Raw genomic sequence first — 16669 nt, 5'->3', positions numbered from 1 at the left:
GATTTAGCGGGTCTGCATGCATTGATACTGAAAGAGTATTGATGAAATGCTGAAAGTGTATTGGTGATAATGGAGGTGCTGCGGATATAAGTCAGGGGTGATGCGATGTATTTATCGCAATTTTAGCCCTGAAGGAGCCTCCATGACCCTCTCAAATAATCCGTGGTATTGCGCTGATATTATTCGTACCGCCAAACCTGATTTCACTCCCCGAGTAGCCTTTATTCTTGGCTCTGGACTGGGAGCGCTTGCGGATCAGATTGAAGATGCCGTTGCGATTTCGTACGACAAATTGCCTGGTTTTCCCATCAGTACCGTCCACGGCCATGCCGGTGAATTGGTATTAGGTCATCTGGCGGGCGTTCCCGTTGCGTGCATGAAAGGCCGTGGGCATTTCTATGAAGGCCGCGGAATGACGGTAATGACGGACGCGATCCGCACTTTTAAATTGCTCGGCTGTGAGTTCCTGTTCAGCACTAATGCGGCCGGTTCCCTGCGACCAGACGTTGGGCCTGGCAGTCTTGTTGCGCTTAATGACCATATCAATACCATGCCGGGTACGCCGCTGGTGGGCTTGAATGACGAGCGCTTTGGCGAGCGTTTTTTCTCTCTGGCGAATGCCTACGATCCTGAAGCACGCGCAATCTTACAAGCCGTTGCGAATGAAGAGGGTTTTGCGCTCAGCGAAGGTGTCTTTGTCTCCTATTCCGGCCCCAATTTTGAAACTGCTGCCGAGATCCGCATGATGCAAATTATCGGCGGGGATGTGGTGGGAATGTCGGTCGTACCTGAGGTAATTTCAGCCCGTCATTGCGGTCTTAAAGTTGTCGCCGTTTCCGCAATTACGAACCTGGCGGAAGGGCTTGGCGATGTGAAACTGTCACATGATCAAACCCTGGCTGCGGCAGAACTCTCTCGACAGAACTTCATCGATCTTATCTGCGGGTTTTTACGCAAAATTGCCTGATTAATAAAAACAAAAAGTGGCCTGCAACGGCCACCTGCTGCAATAAGGAATGTGATATGAACATCACGACTCGCTTAAAAATGATGTCCTTTATGCAATATTTTATCTGGGGGAGTTGGCTGGTCACCCTCGGTTCTTACATGATTAATACCCTACATTTTACCGGTTCCGACGTTGGTATGGTTTACAGCTCTAAAGGGCTTGCCGCGATTGTGATGCCATCGCTGGTGGGCATAATTGCTGATAAATGGCTTCGCGCTGACCGCGCGTATATGATTTGTCATCTCGTCTGCGCAGTTGCGCTGTGTTATGCCGCGCACATTAACGAGCCTGGTCTGATGTTCTGGGTGATGCTCATTAACGCAATGGCGTTTATGCCCACGATTGCACTCTCCAATACGATTTCTTACTCGTGTCTGGAGCAGGCAGGGCTGGATACGGTGACTCATTTCCCGCCTGTACGCGTGTATGGCACGGTGGGTTTTATCGTTGCAATGTGGACAATCAGTTTGATGGGCGTAGAGCTGAGTAACGTACAGCTTTATATCGCTGCGGGTTCATCTCTGGTTTTAGCGCTCTATTCGATGACGTTACCCAAAATTCCTGTAGTGCAGAACAAAGCCAGTGCAACGCTTATCAGCAAGCTCGGCCTTGATGCATTTGTCCTCTTTAAACAACCCCGCATGGCGGTATTTTTTCTGTTTGCCATGCTTCTGGGCGCTGTTTTGCAAATCACGAATACCTTTGGCAGCCCCTTTCTGCATGATTTTGCGCGTAATCCTGAATTTGCCGACAGCTTTATCGTTCGATACCCATCGATTTTGCTCTCTGTATCGCAAATGTCAGAGGTGTTTTTCATTCTGACCATTCCTTATTTTCTTAAGCGTTTCGGCATCAAAACGGTGATGATGATGAGCATGATCGCCTGGATGCTACGTTTTGGATTGTTTGCTTTCGGCGATCCGTCCGGAATGGGTTTCGCTTTACTGATGTTGTCGATGATTGTTTATGGTTGTGCGTTCGATTTCTTTAATATTTCTGGTTCAGTGTTTGTCGAGCAGGAGGTGAGTTCTGATATCCGCGCCAGCGCTCAGGGGTTATTTATGACGATGGTGAACGGCGTAGGTGCATACCTGGGCGCAATTCTGAGCGGCATGGCAGTGGACTTTTTCTCAACAGATGGCGTAAAAGACTGGCAGACAATATGGCTGGTATTTGCGGCTTATGCCTTGATGCTGGCTGTCATCTTCTGGTTTAGTTTTCACTATCGCCACACACCCGAAAACAGCACAATGCGCACAGTTACTCATTAAAATGTGTCATTAGGTGCGAAAAAGGCATTAAGGTGGCGAATGCGAATTTTTTGCCGGGTATGCTTTGATGGAACGCGTTTATTGTACCGATCTTAAACTGCTGCGTTATTTCCTTGCTGTCGCTGAAGAGCTGCATTTTGGACGGGCTGCGGCCCGTCTTAACATGTCCCAGCCTCCCTTGAGTCTACATATTAAAGAGCTGGAAAGTCAGCTCGGTACCTTGCTGTTTATTCGTCATTCGAGAAGCGTTGCTTTGACTCACGCAGGCAAAATTCTGATGGAAGAGTCCCGACGTCTGCTTGCCAGTGCAGGCCAGGCACTTGCGCGCGTAGAGCAGATTGGCCGGGGAGAAGCGGGGCGGATTGAACTGGGTATTGTCGGAACGGCAATGTGGAGCGAAGTGCGTTTGCTGATGCGGGCGTTTTTAAAAGCGCACCCAAACGTTGACGTTGTTTTCCGTGAAAAATCACCGGTGATGCAGATGGCATTACTCGAACGACGTGAGCTGGATGTTGGGATCTGGCGGATGGCGACGCATCCCTCAGCGGGTTTTACCAGCATCAATTTAAGTGCCGCCTCGTTTCTGGTCGCGATGCCGGAAGATCACCGCCTGGTCGGACGGTCCGCCGTTTCATTAACCGAACTGCAAAACGAATATTTTGTCACAATGCCCTCGGCGCATTCTGACTGGGCATTTCTGCATGGCGTATGCCAGCAAGCAGGCTTTACACCATTGATTGTCCGCGAGGCCGTTGAGCCGCAGACGGTACTGGCGATGATCAGCATGGGAATGGGGATTACGCTTGCAGCAGATAGCTACGCACAAATGCAGTGGCCAGGTGTGGTGTTCCGCCCATTGGAAGAGCGCATTCCCGCAGATTTATATGTTGTCTATGACCAGAAGCAGGCGACGCCAGCAGTCGAGAAATTAATCGAAGGATTGATAGTGTAGAGCGGGGCCGAACCTTTCAAATCGCAGATAGCAAAAAAGCGCCTTTAGGGCGCTTTTTTACATTGGTGGGTCGTGCAGGATGATTCGCGTTGCTCACCCTTCGGGCCGTCGCCTGTGGCTCCGGTGCCTCACTTTGTTCGGCTCGAACCTGCAGCAGGTTCGAATCGTTCAAATCGCAGATAGTAAAAAAGCGCCTTTAGGGCGCTTTTTTACATTGGTGGGTCGTGCAGGATTCGAACCTGCGACCAATTGATTAAAAGTCAACTGCTCTACCAACTGAGCTAACGACCCGAATGGTGGGTGATGACGGGCTCGAACCGCCGACCCCCTCCGTGTAAAGGAGGTGCTCTACCAACTGAGCTAATCACCCATTTCGGTACTGCTTAGATAAGAAACCTTTTGAGAATGGTGGGCGATGACGGGCTCGAACCGCCGACCCCCTCCGTGTAAAGGAGATGCTCTACCAACTGAGCTAATCGCCCAATCTCAAATTCTTATCTACACTGCGGAGTCTACGTAAAGTAGATGGTGGGTGATGACGGGCTCGAACCGCCGACCCCCTCCGTGTAAAGGAGGTGCTCTACCAACTGAGCTAATCACCCCCGCTGTGTGGAGTCGCATTATAGGGAGAGTTGAAAATGAGTCAACGCCTTTTCTAAAGTTTTCGTTCGTTCGTCGTAAAATTAGACAAAAGGATTACTAAACCGTCCGTGCGGCATGATTTCTAAACAAAATTAGTAAACCTGCACGTCAAACCGGCAACATCATTGAGGAATCGCCCCACAGTGATAGAATATTGCCCATTGTTTTTTCCCAGCATTTGCCGGTCGTCGGCATCGTTCATAACGTAAGGCCATTTCATGAAAATCAAAACTCGCTTCGCGCCCAGCCCGACAGGTTATTTGCACGTCGGTGGAGCACGTACTGCTCTCTATTCCTGGCTTTTTGCACGTAACCACGGCGGTGAGTTCGTGTTGCGTATTGAAGACACCGATCTCGAGCGTTCCACGCCGGAAGCAATCGAAGCCATTATGGATGGGATGAACTGGCTGAATCTGGAGTGGGATGAAGGCCCGTACTTCCAGACCAAGCGTTTCGACCGTTATAACGCTGTCATTGATGACATGATCGTCGCGGGCACGGCATATAAATGCTATTGCTCAAAAGAACGTCTGGATGCATTGCGTGAAGAGCAAATGGCGAACGGCGACAAACCTCGCTACGACGGTCGCTGCCGCCACAGCCACGAGCAACATGCTGATGATGAACCCTGCGTTGTGCGTTTTGCTAACCCGCAAGACGGCTCCGTTATTTTTGACGATCAGATCCGTGGTCCGATCGAATTCAGCAATCAGGAGTTAGACGATCTTATTATTCGTCGCACCGATGGTTCTCCAACCTATAACTTCTGTGTCGTCGTCGATGACTGGGATATGGAGATTTCTCACGTTATCCGTGGCGAAGACCATATCAACAACACCCCGCGTCAGATCAACATCCTGAAAGCGTTGAATGCGCCAGTACCGGTTTACGCGCACGTTTCTATGATCAACGGCGACGATGGTAAGAAACTGTCTAAACGTCACGGTGCGGTCAGCGTAATGCAGTACCGTGATGACGGCTATTTACCTGAAGCACTGCTGAACTACCTTGTGCGTTTGGGCTGGTCCAGCGGTGATCAGGAAATCTTTAGTCGCGAAGAGATGATCAAGTTGTTCTCTCTGGGGGCGGTAAGTAAGTCCGCCAGTGCGTTTAACACCGATAAACTGCTGTGGTTGAATCACCATTACATTAACACCATGCAGCCTGAGTACGTGGCGACCTATCTGCAATGGCATATTGAGCAGGCTAACATTGATACCCGCACTGGCCCTGAGCTGGCGGAACTGGTGAAACTGCTCGGTGAGCGCTGCAAGACGCTGAAAGAAATCGCTGACAGCTGCCGCTATTTTTATGAAGAGTTCGACGCGTTTGATGCAGATGCAGCAAAAAAACATCTGCGTCCAGTAGCACGTCAGCCTCTGGAAGTGGTGCGCGATAAATTGGCCGCCATTACCGAATGGACAGCTGAGAATGTGCATCATGCGATTCAGGCAACCGCAGACGAGCTGGAAGTCGGTATGGGTAAAGTCGGTATGCCACTGCGTGTCGCGGTGACAGGTGCAGGCCAGTCACCAGGACTGGACGTAACGGTCCACGCGATTGGTAAGACACGCAGCGTTGCGCGTATTAACAAAGCTCTGGGCTTTATTACTGAGCGCGAAAGTCAGCAGTAATCGTTCTGAACAGGTAATAATTAAACGGCAGGTTTCCCTGCCGTTTTTTATGCGTGCTCTTCAGCAATACCGAGTCGGTTGAGAAATCCCTTAATACCTTCACGTGTCAGTAACGCAGCAAGCCTTTCTTGCTCGGTTTGGGTCATGTTTTCCAGTGTATCGATGACCTGACGCAACACACGAGATGGGTTAGTGCCACCATAGGCGGCAGACGGCTCAGCAAGCTGGTATATGGCCTGACGGTTACGAATGGCGGGGAGGTTAATTATGTGCTCGCGCACCCTGGCATCAATATGAATGAGTCTTGCCCGTCCACCTTTCACACCGTTGATACCTTCTGTTTTCCACCCTTGCTTGCGCACCCAGCGGTTTACCGTTTGCTTGGCCACGCCAAGGCTTTCGGCCAGCTCTTCCGTGGTCATTTTGCTCCGTAATTTATTCATATTAGTTCTGGTCACGTATTCCTAAACGTTGTAACAATCCGGAAATCCCTTCCCGCAGTAACAGCGTGGTCAGCTGCTTTTGTTCATCCGGGGTCATTTCATTTGCCAGTGTCAGGAGAAGCGCGTTAAGTGCGTTAGGGTTTGCACTGCCTTCAGATAGCTGAGGTTCGTCTGTTATCCGACAAGCACAACGAATAAATTCTCTGACTTTTTCGTTCACATGCACCAGTCGCGCTTTTCCGCCTTGAACGCCCGGCCTTGGTGAAGTTTTCCAACCCTCTTTACGTACCCATTTATTGATGGTCTGACGGCTATAGCCAGTGAGCTGAGACAGCTCCTCCGGCGTCATTCGTTCCTTGATCATACAATCACCTGAGTATCAGTAGGGTTAATTAGTGGTTCATCTTATAGCACCCTTTTACGCGAAAACGTGACAGGCTTAACTTAGGACTGCGAGCCGCTTCGCAATGTGTTTTATTTGCATGATTTTTCGACGATTGAAAGAGAGGAACTGATTTTGCCGTTGACACTCTGCAATGGAATTCATATTATGCCGCCCGTCAACACGACAGCTTTACGTTGGGGCTATAGCTCAGCTGGGAGAGCGCTTGCATGGCATGCAAGAGGTCAGCGGTTCGATCCCGCTTAGCTCCACCAAATTCTTATCCAGGAGAGTTTGGAACGTAAAGACACTGTGGGGCTATAGCTCAGCTGGGAGAGCGCTTGCATGGCATGCAAGAGGTCAGCGGTTCGATCCCGCTTAGCTCCACCAAATTTAGACCCTCGCCGGATGGCGGGGGTTTTTTTATGCCCATGTTAAAAACATCCCTCATTTTGTTGCAGAACCATACATTTCCTATACTGCGAGTAAACCTCATGCAAAAACGCTGACGGCTCTGAAAGGGAAACTTGCTTAGCACAATTAATAATTTTACTATTCTTAAAAATTAACGTGCTGTCAGGCAAATGAGGCTGCTAACCGTAATGACAAATAAAATTCTTGATAATTTAAGAATATTCGCACTAGCTTCTTTAATTTGCCTGCTGACTCTGCCTCTTTCCCGCTATATCTCCCCTCGTGCAATTGTTAATGGAAATGACATTTATCTCGCCTGGCTTCCTCTGAGCGTTATGCTGTCGGTTATTTTATTATTTGGTCGTCGTGCAGTCGCTCCCATTATTTTTAGCTCTGCACTTATCAATGCATGGGGTTTACAATTAACTCTCATACAGTCATTCGCGTTATTGTTTTGCCAGGTATTTTCTGTGTTTACCGTCTGCGGCATTATGCGCTGGCAGCTTGGGCGACGTTGGCGGTTCGGTGTCCCCCAACGATACATAGGGATACGGATTTTTTGGTTAGGTTTCATCCTTCCCATCAGCATTAAATTTTCTATGTTGCTGATAGGGTATATACTCCATTTTCCTGTGCCGCTGTCGACTTATTTTGGCGTAGGCTCGGCAATGGATAACGTTATCGATATTCAGAGCCTAATATCTTCTGCAATAATATTTACAATGATGTTTTATTACCCATTAAGGATGATCATTAATCCTCGTTATGTCATAAAAATTTGGCGGTATCATGTCAGGCCTTCATTTTCTAAAAAGCAGATCTTTTTTACATTATTCTGGTTGTTGTGTTTGGGCACCGTGCTGATTGCTCTGTGCACGCCTTATCGTGCAAATTATATTGCAGGCTATCTGGTTCCGGTCATATTTATCCTGTTCACTCTGGGTATTAGCCGATTAAGCTATTGCGTGATTTCGTTCAGTTGGGCGATCTGTGTATTTTTGCTGCTTACCTATAACGGCAATTTCCTTTATGGCGTGGAGAATGGCTACGCCCTGGCATTTGCTCTCTCCGTTCTGATTTCGTTCGCGATCTGTCTGCTTTACATGTCACGTATCTATCAGCATGGCGAATGGTTAAAGCAGGGTTGGCAGGAGAGGGCATTGACCGACCCCTTGACGGGCTTACCTAACATGCGCGCGCTGGAGGCTTTTCTCGAAAAGCACCCACACTCTCATGTATGTTGCCTGCGCATCGCTAATCTGGAGTTTCTGAGTCGGCATTATGGGATGATGATGCGAGTAAACTGTAAGCGTGAAGTCACGAGCGGTTTACAGCCTTTTTTGCTGACTGATGAAAAACTTTTCCAACTGCCGGGTAGCGAGTTGGTTCTTGTACTGAACGGCACCGAAACGGCTGCGCGATTGCAGCACATGGTTGACCATCTAAATAATCGAAGAATTTACTGGAACAACACGGCCCTGGATGTTGAATTTGGCGCCTCTTGGGGGAGCCTGAGCGATGAATGGGGTGAGAACCTTCATCATGTGCTGGGTCAATTGAGTTGGTTGTCAGAGCAGTCTTGTGCAAATCAAACCGTATTAGCATTAACTCACAGTATGGCAACGGTATCTGACCAGACGACGGAACGCGTCTTCCTATTGAGTCGCATTAAACGCGCGCTCAGTGAGGGTGGGCTGCGTCTGTATGTGCAACCTATTCAGAAGGCTGCAGGCGGGGGATATCACGAAATCCTGACGCGACTGGAAAGCGATGGCGAATTGATTTTTCCGGACCAATTTATCCCTCTCATTGCACAGTTTAATCTCAGCAGACGTTTCGACCTGAGCGTGGTGGAAGCCATGGTGATATGGTTGGCGGATCATCCCGTTTCGCACCATTCCGCCCGGTTCTCGGTCAATCTCATGCCTCTCACATTGATGCAGAAAGAGACAGCATCAGACATCATTACTCTCTTTGAGCGCCATGGTGTCTCTTCTGCAGCAGTGATTATCGAAGTCACTGAAGAGCAGGCTTTTTCTGAATCTGAAAGCAGTATTTTAAATATCCAGAGGCTGCGCGAATTCGGATTCAAAATTGCAATTGATGATTTTGGTACGGGTTATGCCAACTACGAGCGGCTTAAGCGTTTGGAGGCTGACATCATAAAGATAGATGGCTGTTTTATTAAGGATATTTGTGCCGATGATATGGACGCGATGATTGTGAAATCGATTTGCAATCTGGCAAAAACTAAATCACTGAGCGTTGTCGCCGAATATGTTGAAACGCAAGAGCAGCGCCAGATGCTATTGGCCTTTGGCGTGGATTATCTTCAGGGTTATCTGATTGGTAAGCCACATCCCATCGAGGAATTACAGGCATAAAAAAACCGGAGGCTTATCACCCCCGGTTTTTTCTTCTGATTACAGTACGAGGGCTGCGATAGACGCAGACAGTACGCTCACCAGAGTTGAACCATAAACCAGTTTCAGACCAAAGCGGGAGACCACGTTTCCTTGCTCTTCGTTCAGGCCTTTAATCGCGCCTGCGATGATACCGATAGAAGAGAAGTTAGCGAAGGAAACCAGGAAGACTGACAGAATGCCTTCTGCGCGCGGAGAGAGCGTGCTGGCAATTTTCTGCAGATCCATCATCGCAACGAATTCATTGGAAACCAGTTTGGTGGCCATAATACTACCGACCTGCAGTGCTTCATGCGCCGGTACACCCATTACCCAGGCAATTGGGTAGAAGATGTAACCCAGAATACCCTGGAAGGAGATGCCCAGAACGGCAGCAAACAGGGCGTTCAACGCAGCGATCAGCGCGATAAAACCGATCAACATGGCAGCAACGATAATGGCAACTTTAAAGCCAGCCAGAATGTATTCGCCCAGCATTTCGAAGAAGCTCTGGCCTTCGTGCAGGTTAGACATCTGGATATTTTCTTCGCTGGCATCAACGCGGTAAGGGTTGATCAGGGACAGAACGATAAAGGTGCTGAACATGTTCAGAACCAGCGCTGCGACCACGTATTTCGGTTCCAGCATTGTCATGTATGCACCCACGATAGACATGGATACAGTCGACATTGCGGTAGCCGCCATGGTGTACATGCGGTTGCGAGACATTTTGCCCAGGATATCTTTATAAGCGATAAAGTTCTCTGACTGGCCCAGAATCAGGGAGCTGACGGCGTTGAAAGATTCCAGTTTACCCATACCGTTGACTTTAGATAACAAGAAGCCAATAGCGCGAATAATCACTGGCAGAACACGAATGTGCTGCAGAATACCGATCAGCGCAGAGATAAAGACGATTGGGCACAGCACTTTCAGGAAGAAGAATGCCAGACCTTGATCGTTCATACTGCCAAAGACGAAGTTGGTCCCTTCGTTGGCAAATCCGAGCAGTTTTTCGAACATTTCGGAAAAGCCTTTAACGAAACCAAGGCCGATGTTGGAGTTCAGGAAGAACCACGCAAGTAAAACTTCAATGACGAGCAGCTGTATAACATAGCGAATACGAATGTTTTTGCGGTCAGTGCTGACCAGCAATGCAAGTGCAGTAACGACAACAAGTGCCAGGACAAAATGAAGGACGCGGTCCATATTTGCTCCAAATATGAGGCAGGTTTAATTTCCGTGCACATTCTATGTAACAAGTGCAAAGAAAACGAGATCAAGACCACACTATAGTTACATCCTGTGACGAGTCTCAAAAATAGTGATCAACCATACATTTCTGTTATGTTATGTAAATGAGTGAAAAGTTACGTTTGTGTGCTACGCTTCACAAAAGATGATTCAATTTCGCTGTCCGTTCTAAATAATTCCAAAACGTCCTGTCTTGCTATTGCTCTTCGCTATCAATGAAATCGCTATAACCCATTTAAATGATCTTGATAATCATTCTCATTTTGATAGCATGAAACATAGCAAAGGCTATATCTTCAGAGGTAGAAATGAATAACAGTCGCGTTGAGGGTAGCAGTGGCAGAGCAGCGCGCAAGTTGCGGTTTGCATTAATGGGACCGGCGTTCATTGCTGCGATTGGTTACATCGATCCGGGTAATTTTGCGACCAATATTCAGGCCGGGGCCAGTTTCGGCTATAAACTGCTGTGGGTCGTTGTGTGGGCAAATCTGATGGCGATGCTCATTCAGGTCTTGTCTGCAAAGCTTGGGATCGCGACGGGCAAAAACCTGGCGGAACAAATTCGCGATCATTATCCCCGTCCGGTCGTTTGGTTTTACTGGGTTCAGGCGGAAATCATCGCGATGGCGACCGATCTCGCGGAATTTATCGGCGCGGCCATAGGCTTCAAACTGATCCTCGGCGTTTCGTTGCTTCAGGGAGCGGTGCTGACGGGTATTGCCACTTTTCTTATTCTGATGCTGCAGCGGCGCGGGCAAAAACCGCTGGAACTGGTCATCGGCGGTTTGCTGTTATTCGTTGCGGCAGCGTATATCGTTGAGCTTGTATTTTCGCAGCCGAATCTCGTGCAGTTGAGCAAAGGCATGGCGATACCCAGTCTGCCAACCTCGGAAGCCGTGTTCCTTGCCGCTGGTGTTCTGGGCGCGACGATAATGCCGCATGTTATCTATCTCCACTCGTCGTTGACGCAAAATGCGCATGATGGTACCCGGCAGGAACGCTATTCGGCAACCAAATGGGATGTGGGTATTGCGATGACGATTGCCGGATTCGTTAATCTCGCCATGATGGCGACAGCCGCAGCGGCGTTTCATTTTAATGGTCATACCGGCGTCGCCGATCTCGATCAGGCTTATCTGACGCTGGAACCGCTGCTGAGCCATGCGGCAGCAACGATCTTTGGTTTGAGTCTGGTGGCTGCGGGGCTTTCATCTACGGTGGTCGGTACGCTGGCCGGGCAGGTCGTTATGCAGGGCTTCGTGCGTTTCCACATTCCGCTGTGGGTGCGCCGCTCTGTCACCATGATGCCTTCATTTATCGTCATTCTGATGGGGTTGGATCCAACCCGCATTCTGGTGATGAGCCAGGTATTGCTGAGCTTTGGCATTGCACTGGCGCTGGTACCGCTGCTGATTTTTACAGGCAATAAATCGCTGATGGGTGATTTGGTCAATACGACGCTGGTTAAACGTATCGGATGGATGATTGTCGTACTGGTGGTGGCGCTGAACCTGTGGCTGTTGATTGGTACGCTGCTGGGGTTGTAGCCCAGACTTAAAAAAGCATGAAAAAAGGAGCCTGATGGCTCCTTTTTTGGGTGACAGTATTAATGGCGATGCCCGTGTCCGTGGCCACGATCGTGACCATGGCCTCGAGGCCCGCGATGGTCGTCGCGATCGCTCCAGCCTTCGCGATAGCCTCGTTCGTATGCCTTACGGTTATCCCAACCACGATGGCGACCATTATCATGTCTCCACCAGCGGTTTTTGCGCCATTCATAGTTACGATTCCAGTAATCACGATCGCGCCAGCCGCCACCGTCCCAGTAGTTACCAGAGTTATCGCGATCGCCAATTTGTAATTTTACTGATGGCAACAGGGTAATTTCGCCTGCATTTGCAACCAGCGGGGCGGTCGCCATCAGTATTGCTGCAAGAATGAGTGACCTGAACATTATTGTTATTCTCCCACGATCGGGGCCGTAAGCGGCCTGTTAACGCAATATTACGGGGCAGTAAAGCCCCGTATAATCGCCTCAACTCCTAATTCACGGCGGGGAGCACTTTTTGCTAAAAACGCACTTAATTTGAGCTATTCAAAATCACTTCTATGGCGTCGAGTTCTTCCGTAGAGAAATGAATATTATCGAGCATACCGACAGCGTCTTCGATTTGTGAAGTCTTACTGGCACCAATCAGCACACTGGTGACGGTGTCGTGACGTAACACCCAGGCAAGTGCCATTTGTGACAGCTTCTGACCTCGGCTTTCGGCCAACGCGTTAAGCTGGCGAACCTTACTCAGTTTTTCATCGCTAACCTGATCGGCATTCAGGAATCGACTCTTGCTCGCTGCGCGCGAATCAGCCGGAATACCATTTAAATAGCGATCGGTCAGTTGCCCACCCGCGAGCGGCGAGAAAGGAATACAACCCACACCTTTTTCCTGCAAAACGGACAGCAAACCCTCTTCGGGAGCCCGTTCAAACATCGAGTATTTTGGCTGGTGGATGAGGCAAGGCGTCCCAAGATCGTCGAGGATATCTATTGCCTGGCGCGCCAATTCAGCCGGATAATTTGAAAGACCGACATACAGGGCTTTACCCTGGCGCACGATATGATCGAGTGCTCTCATCGTCTCGCTGAGCGGCGTTTCTGGGTCTGGACGGTGATGGTAAAAGATATCAACATATTCCAGCCCCATGCGTTTCAGGCTTTGATCGAGGCTGGCGACTAAATATTTACGCGATCCCCAGTCCCCGTAAGGCCCATCCCACATGGTGTATCCCGCTTTAGTCGAGATCGCTAATTCGTCGCGGTACGCGTGAAAATCTTCCCGAAAAATACGCCCAAAGTTGCTCTCTGCCGATCCTGGCGGTGGACCGTAGTTGTTGGCGAGATCAAAGTGGGTGATCCCGAGCTCGAATGCGCGCTGCAAAAGCTGACGGCTATTTTCAATTAACGTGCTGTCGCCAAAGTTATGCCACAGACCCAGCGAGACGACGGGGAGTCTAAGACCACTCTGACCGCATCGACGGTATTGCATTGACTCATAACGTGTTTTATCCGCCTGAAAAACCATGCGCTAGCCCCTTTATTCTGAAGTGTGATTCTCAGTGTATACGTTTACACGCTGAATCGGGCCATCAGATTACTACGCCATTTTTCGTAAAGCATTCTTGCCAACCTTTTCTTTTCCGCATTCCTGGACAGGCATCACGCTTCTTTAATACTCAAAGTGAGGTCAACGTCAGAAGGACTCCTGTTATGCGAACCCCGTACTGCGTCGCCGATTATCTGCTGGACCGTCTATCACAGTGTGGCGTTAAGCACCTGTTTGGCGTGCCGGGTGACTACAATCTCCAGTTCCTTGATCACGTTATCGATAGCCCCGAAATCCGTTGGGTAGGGTGTGCAAACGAACTCAACGCCTCCTATGCCGCCGATGGATATGCGCGCTGCCAGGGTTTTGCCGCGTTGCTCACGACATTTGGCGTGGGAGAACTGAGTGCGATGAACGGCATCGCCGGTAGTTTTGCGGAGTACGTGCCGGTATTACACATCGTAGGCGCGCCGTGTAGTGCCGCGCAACAAAAGGGTGAGCTCATGCATCACACCTTGGGCGATGGAGAATTCCGCCATTTCTTCAGGATGAGCGAGTCCATTACCGCAGCGCAGGCCATTCTCACTGAACAAAATGCCTGCTATGAAATCGATCGCGTATTGTCAGTGATGCGACGCGAGCGCCGTCCTGGTTATTTGATGTTGCCTGCAGATGTGGCAAAAAAACCTGCCATTCCGCCTGTAAGCGCTTTCACTAATGAGCTTTTTCCCGTTGATAACGCTTGTCTACAAGCGTTCCGTGAGGCCGCAGAGGCGCGTCTTGCGACCAGCCACCGTACGGCGCTACTGGCTGACTTTTTAGTCCTGCGTTATGGGCTAAAAAATCCGCTGCAGGCGTGGGTAAAAGAGACGCCCATGGCACATGCCACGATGCTGATGGGGAAAGGGATTTTTGATGAGCGACAGGCTGGTTTTTACGGGACATACAGTGGGGCGGCAAGCACCGATGCCGTCCGGGATGCTATTGAAGGGGCGGATACCGTCATCTGCGTGGGCACGCGTTTCACCGATACGCTGACCGCGGGATTTACCCATAAACTTACTGCGGCGCAGACCATTGAAGTCCAGCCCCATGCGGCTCGAATTGGGGATCGTTGGTTTACAGGCATTCCTATTGCGCGCGCGGTTGAGATCTTATCCGAGCTTTGCAGGCAGCATGTTACCCAACACGATCTGCCGATTCATAAGCCCGCGCTTTCTCAGGAATATCATCAAGGCAAGCTGACGCAGGATAATTTCTGGCACACGTTGCAAACGTTTATTCGCCCCGGAGATATCATTCTTGCCGATCAAGGGACTGCGGCGTTTGGCGCAAGTGCCCTGCGGCTGCCGTCGGACGTCAACTTTATCGTTCAACCGCTATGGGGCTCGATTGGCTTTACGCTAGCAGCGGCATTTGGCGCGCAAACCGCCTGTCCGGACAGGCGTGTGATTGTGCTCACCGGCGACGGCGCGGCACAGCTGACGATTCAGGAAATAGGTTCGATGCTGCGGGATGATCAGCGGCCTGTCATTCTGGTGCTGAATAACGAGGGATATACCGTTGAGCGGGCGATTCATGGGGCAGAGCAGCGCTATAACGACATCGCGCTGTGGAACTGGACGCAGATCCCGCAGGCGCTCAGCCTGAACTGTCAGGCTCAGTGCTGGCGGGTCAGCGAAACGGTACAACTGGCAGAGGTGCTTGAAAAAGTCGCCCATCGCGAGCGACTTTCGCTGATTGAGGTGATGTTGCCCAAAGAGGATATTCCTTCGCTGCTCAGCGCCATCACCAAAGCGCTGGAGGCACGTAACAGCGGCTAGTCACTTATTCTGCCGCCAGGCCATCAGCATCGGTTTGCCCGCCAGCAGGAGCCAGGCGGGCAGCATCACGATACAGAGTAACGGCAGTAAGTTGGTATCGGGCACGACGACCGCTGCCATAAACAGACTGAGCCAGGCATCGCGGGTGACGACCAGCACCAACCCCAGAATCGAGCACGAAATCGTAATCGCCGCCGGGACGGCATCGACATGCTCGTGCAGCATGAGTCCTAACGCCACGCCGATAAATACCGCCGGGAAGATGCGCCCCCCGCGAAAACCACATGCGGCCGCCACAACCACAGCTGCCAGCTTAATCACGGCGAACAGGAAATAATCCGACACGCTAAAGACCTGGCTGAAGGCCATCTGTTGCATCTCATCTAGGCCTTTAAATAACGTCACCGGCCCACCAATTGCCCCAAGAATCCCCAGCAGGAAACCGCCCGCACCCAGAATCAAAACCGGGTGTTTGAGCTTATGCATCAGGCGGTGCAGTCGCGGTAAGCACCAAACGGCGACCATACCGAGCGCAATGGCGATGGCAGCGACAATGGCACCGCTGAAAATATCTGCCAGTTGCATCTGACCGTAATGCGGAATCGGCAGCGAAAAGTGAGGATGGTAAAACAGGCTGGTCGTGAGCGCGCCAGCGGCTGCGGCCATAAGAGGCGCAAAGAGGCGATCCCAGAGCGGCACATCGTTATCGCCGCTCAGCGTTTGGGAAAAAATAAGCGCGGCGGCGACAGGCGTACCGAATAGCGCCCCGATGGTGCCCGCAGACGCCAGAATGGTCCAGTCCAGCGCGCCCACGCGGGGGAAAATGCGTGAACCCAGATAAACAGCGAGCGCAATATTTACTGCCATGATGGGGTGTTCAGGCCCCAGGCTTACGCCGCCCGCCAGCCCGATGATCAAGGCAAGAAGTAAACCCGGGAGTGCCGCCGGGTTGACCGGCGCGCTGATCAACGGCTCAAGCGCTGGATCAGGGCCCGCGTGTCCCGGACTGAAGCGAATGACTAAGCCTACCGCGATACCGGTGAGGGTCAGTATCAGGATAATCCAGGTCGGAGAGGCAAAATCAATGCCGAGCTTTCCCGGCAGGACGGTCCACAAAAAAGCTTGCAGCACCGAGGCAACTTTCATAACGACGATTAACACCAGGCTTGACGCAATACCAATGATGAGCGCAGGCGTCGCTAACAACAGCATGGTTTTGGCTCGCGGATGGAGCATGATGATTTCCTTGTACAAAAGTGTTTAGCGAGACTTTGCACATTCAGTTTGACGGCAATAGTGCAAAAGGTGCTGAAACGGTAAAGTGATTCTGTGACGAAGATCG

13 protein-coding genes, 6 tRNA genes and 1 other RNA gene are annotated in these 16669 nt (G+C 50.5%); 9 read left to right on the top strand and 11 right to left on the bottom strand.

Annotated features, from left to right (window positions below):
* Nucleotides 1-142: 142 nt before the first annotated feature.
* From xapA to AC07RN_RS09585, 3 genes are all read left to right on the top strand, one after another.
* A complete protein-coding gene (xapA, locus tag AC07RN_RS09595) occupies nucleotides 143-967 on the top strand; it encodes a xanthosine phosphorylase (protein ID WP_478336213.1) in 825 nt (274 codons plus the stop codon).
* Between the two features lie 56 nt (nucleotides 968-1023).
* The gene (locus AC07RN_RS09590; RefSeq protein WP_478336212.1) at nucleotides 1024-2280 is read left to right on the top strand and encodes a nucleoside permease; all 1257 of its coding nucleotides are present in this window, start codon (nucleotides 1024-1026) and stop codon (nucleotides 2278-2280) included.
* 67 nt (nucleotides 2281-2347) lie between these two features.
* Entirely contained in the window at nucleotides 2348-3232 is an 885-nt protein-coding gene (locus AC07RN_RS09585; RefSeq protein WP_478336211.1) for a LysR family transcriptional regulator, read from the top strand.
* Between the two features lie 63 nt (nucleotides 3233-3295).
* Here the strand turns inward: AC07RN_RS09585 and AC07RN_RS09580 are convergent.
* The 5 genes from AC07RN_RS09580 to AC07RN_RS09560 all read right to left on the bottom strand — a co-directional run bounded on the left by AC07RN_RS09580 (nucleotide 3296) and on the right by AC07RN_RS09560 (nucleotide 3834).
* Nucleotides 3296-3418, bottom strand: a non-coding RNA gene (locus AC07RN_RS09580) — RtT sRNA.
* Nucleotides 3419-3447: 29 nt separating this feature from the next.
* Nucleotides 3448-3523, bottom strand: a tRNA-Lys gene (locus AC07RN_RS09575).
* 3 nt (nucleotides 3524-3526) lie between these two features.
* A tRNA-Val gene (locus AC07RN_RS09570) sits at nucleotides 3527-3602 on the bottom strand.
* A gap of 36 nt (nucleotides 3603-3638) precedes the next feature.
* A tRNA-Val gene (locus AC07RN_RS09565) sits at nucleotides 3639-3714 on the bottom strand.
* Between the two features lie 44 nt (nucleotides 3715-3758).
* Nucleotides 3759-3834 (bottom strand) — tRNA-Val (locus AC07RN_RS09560).
* A 258-nt stretch (nucleotides 3835-4092) separates the two neighbouring features.
* Between AC07RN_RS09560 and gltX the strand changes: the two genes are divergently transcribed.
* Nucleotides 4093-5508: a glutamate--tRNA ligase gene (gltX, locus tag AC07RN_RS09555; RefSeq protein WP_478336210.1), complete on the top strand. Its 1416-nt coding sequence runs from the start codon at nucleotides 4093-4095 to the stop codon at nucleotides 5506-5508.
* A 47-nt stretch (nucleotides 5509-5555) separates the two neighbouring features.
* On the opposite strand, the gene AC07RN_RS09550 is transcribed toward gltX, so the two are convergent.
* Both AC07RN_RS09550 and AC07RN_RS09545 read right to left on the bottom strand, forming a co-directional pair.
* Complete coding sequence (locus AC07RN_RS09550) at nucleotides 5556-5951, bottom strand: YfeC-like transcriptional regulator (protein WP_041689484.1); 396 nt, start codon at nucleotides 5949-5951, stop codon at nucleotides 5556-5558.
* A gap of 1 nt (nucleotide 5952) precedes the next feature.
* Nucleotides 5953-6315, bottom strand: coding sequence for a YfeC-like transcriptional regulator (locus AC07RN_RS09545; RefSeq protein ID WP_478336209.1), 363 nt, complete (start codon nucleotides 6313-6315; stop codon nucleotides 5953-5955).
* 217 nt (nucleotides 6316-6532) lie between these two features.
* Here AC07RN_RS09545 and AC07RN_RS09540 point away from each other — a divergent pair.
* The 3 genes from AC07RN_RS09540 (at nucleotide 6533) to AC07RN_RS09530 (ending at nucleotide 9131) form a co-directional block, all read left to right on the top strand.
* Nucleotides 6533-6608: transfer RNA gene (locus AC07RN_RS09540), tRNA-Ala, on the top strand.
* Nucleotides 6609-6647: 39 nt separating this feature from the next.
* Nucleotides 6648-6723, top strand: a tRNA-Ala gene (locus tag AC07RN_RS09535).
* Between the two features lie 212 nt (nucleotides 6724-6935).
* Nucleotides 6936-9131, top strand: coding sequence for a sensor domain-containing phosphodiesterase (locus tag AC07RN_RS09530; protein WP_478336208.1), 2196 nt, complete (start codon nucleotides 6936-6938; stop codon nucleotides 9129-9131).
* A gap of 39 nt (nucleotides 9132-9170) precedes the next feature.
* Here the strand turns inward: AC07RN_RS09530 and nupC are convergent, their stop codons facing one another.
* Nucleotides 9171-10358: a nucleoside permease NupC gene (gene nupC / locus AC07RN_RS09525; protein ID WP_015959924.1), complete on the bottom strand. Its 1188-nt coding sequence runs from the start codon at nucleotides 10356-10358 to the stop codon at nucleotides 9171-9173.
* A 353-nt stretch (nucleotides 10359-10711) separates the two neighbouring features.
* On the opposite strand from nupC, the gene AC07RN_RS09520 reads away from it, so the two are divergent.
* Entirely contained in the window at nucleotides 10712-11950 is a 1239-nt protein-coding gene (locus AC07RN_RS09520) for an Nramp family divalent metal transporter (protein WP_015959923.1), read from the top strand.
* 59 nt (nucleotides 11951-12009) lie between these two features.
* Here the strand turns inward: AC07RN_RS09520 and AC07RN_RS09515 are convergent, their stop codons facing one another.
* Nucleotides 12010-12357: a DUF2502 domain-containing protein gene (locus tag AC07RN_RS09515; RefSeq protein ID WP_478336207.1), complete on the bottom strand. Its 348-nt coding sequence runs from the start codon at nucleotides 12355-12357 to the stop codon at nucleotides 12010-12012.
* Nucleotides 12358-12484: 127 nt separating this feature from the next.
* Nucleotides 12485-13483 (bottom strand): L-glyceraldehyde 3-phosphate reductase, encoded by a 999-nt coding sequence (gene mgrA / locus AC07RN_RS09510; protein ID WP_478336206.1) that lies wholly within the window; start codon nucleotides 13481-13483, stop codon nucleotides 12485-12487.
* A gap of 185 nt (nucleotides 13484-13668) precedes the next feature.
* Here mgrA and ipdC point away from each other — a divergent pair, with 185 nt between their 5' ends.
* Nucleotides 13669-15327 (top strand): indolepyruvate decarboxylase, encoded by a 1659-nt coding sequence (gene ipdC / locus AC07RN_RS09505; RefSeq protein ID WP_478336205.1) that lies wholly within the window; start codon nucleotides 13669-13671, stop codon nucleotides 15325-15327.
* Here ipdC and AC07RN_RS09500 read toward each other — a convergent pair whose 3' ends face one another.
* Nucleotides 15328-16563 carry an ion channel protein gene (locus AC07RN_RS09500; protein WP_478336204.1) on the bottom strand — a complete coding sequence of 412 codons (1236 nt, stop codon included), beginning with the start codon at nucleotides 16561-16563 and terminating at the stop codon, nucleotides 15328-15330.
* Between the last annotated feature and the right edge of the window lie 106 nt (nucleotides 16564-16669).

Source organism: Lelliottia sp. GFLA7, from assembly GCF_056490165.1.
Note: the sequence above shows the minus strand (reverse complement) of the source record. Positions and strands in the feature narration are given on the sequence as shown.

Coding starts and splice junctions, on each gene's coding strand:
- AC07RN_RS09545 (WP_478336209.1), bottom strand. CDS start 6,315: ATGATCAAGGAACGAATGACGCCGGAGGAGCTGTCTCAGCTCACTGGC.
- ipdC (WP_478336205.1), top strand. CDS start 13,669: ATGCGAACCCCGTACTGCGTCGCCGATTATCTGCTGGACCGTCTATCA.
- nupC (WP_015959924.1), bottom strand. CDS start 10,358: ATGGACCGCGTCCTTCATTTTGTCCTGGCACTTGTTGTCGTTACTGCA.
- AC07RN_RS09590 (WP_478336212.1), top strand. CDS start 1,024: ATGAACATCACGACTCGCTTAAAAATGATGTCCTTTATGCAATATTTT.
- mgrA (WP_478336206.1), bottom strand. CDS start 13,483: ATGGTTTTTCAGGCGGATAAAACACGTTATGAGTCAATGCAATACCGT.
- AC07RN_RS09550 (WP_041689484.1), bottom strand. CDS start 5,951: ATGAATAAATTACGGAGCAAAATGACCACGGAAGAGCTGGCCGAAAGC.
- AC07RN_RS09530 (WP_478336208.1), top strand. CDS start 6,936: ATGACAAATAAAATTCTTGATAATTTAAGAATATTCGCACTAGCTTCT.
- AC07RN_RS09585 (WP_478336211.1), top strand. CDS start 2,348: ATGGAACGCGTTTATTGTACCGATCTTAAACTGCTGCGTTATTTCCTT.
- AC07RN_RS09520 (WP_015959923.1), top strand. CDS start 10,712: ATGAATAACAGTCGCGTTGAGGGTAGCAGTGGCAGAGCAGCGCGCAAG.
- gltX (WP_478336210.1), top strand. CDS start 4,093: ATGAAAATCAAAACTCGCTTCGCGCCCAGCCCGACAGGTTATTTGCAC.
- AC07RN_RS09500 (WP_478336204.1), bottom strand. CDS start 16,563: ATGCTCCATCCGCGAGCCAAAACCATGCTGTTGTTAGCGACGCCTGCG.
- xapA (WP_478336213.1), top strand. CDS start 143: ATGACCCTCTCAAATAATCCGTGGTATTGCGCTGATATTATTCGTACC.
- AC07RN_RS09515 (WP_478336207.1), bottom strand. CDS start 12,357: ATGTTCAGGTCACTCATTCTTGCAGCAATACTGATGGCGACCGCCCCG.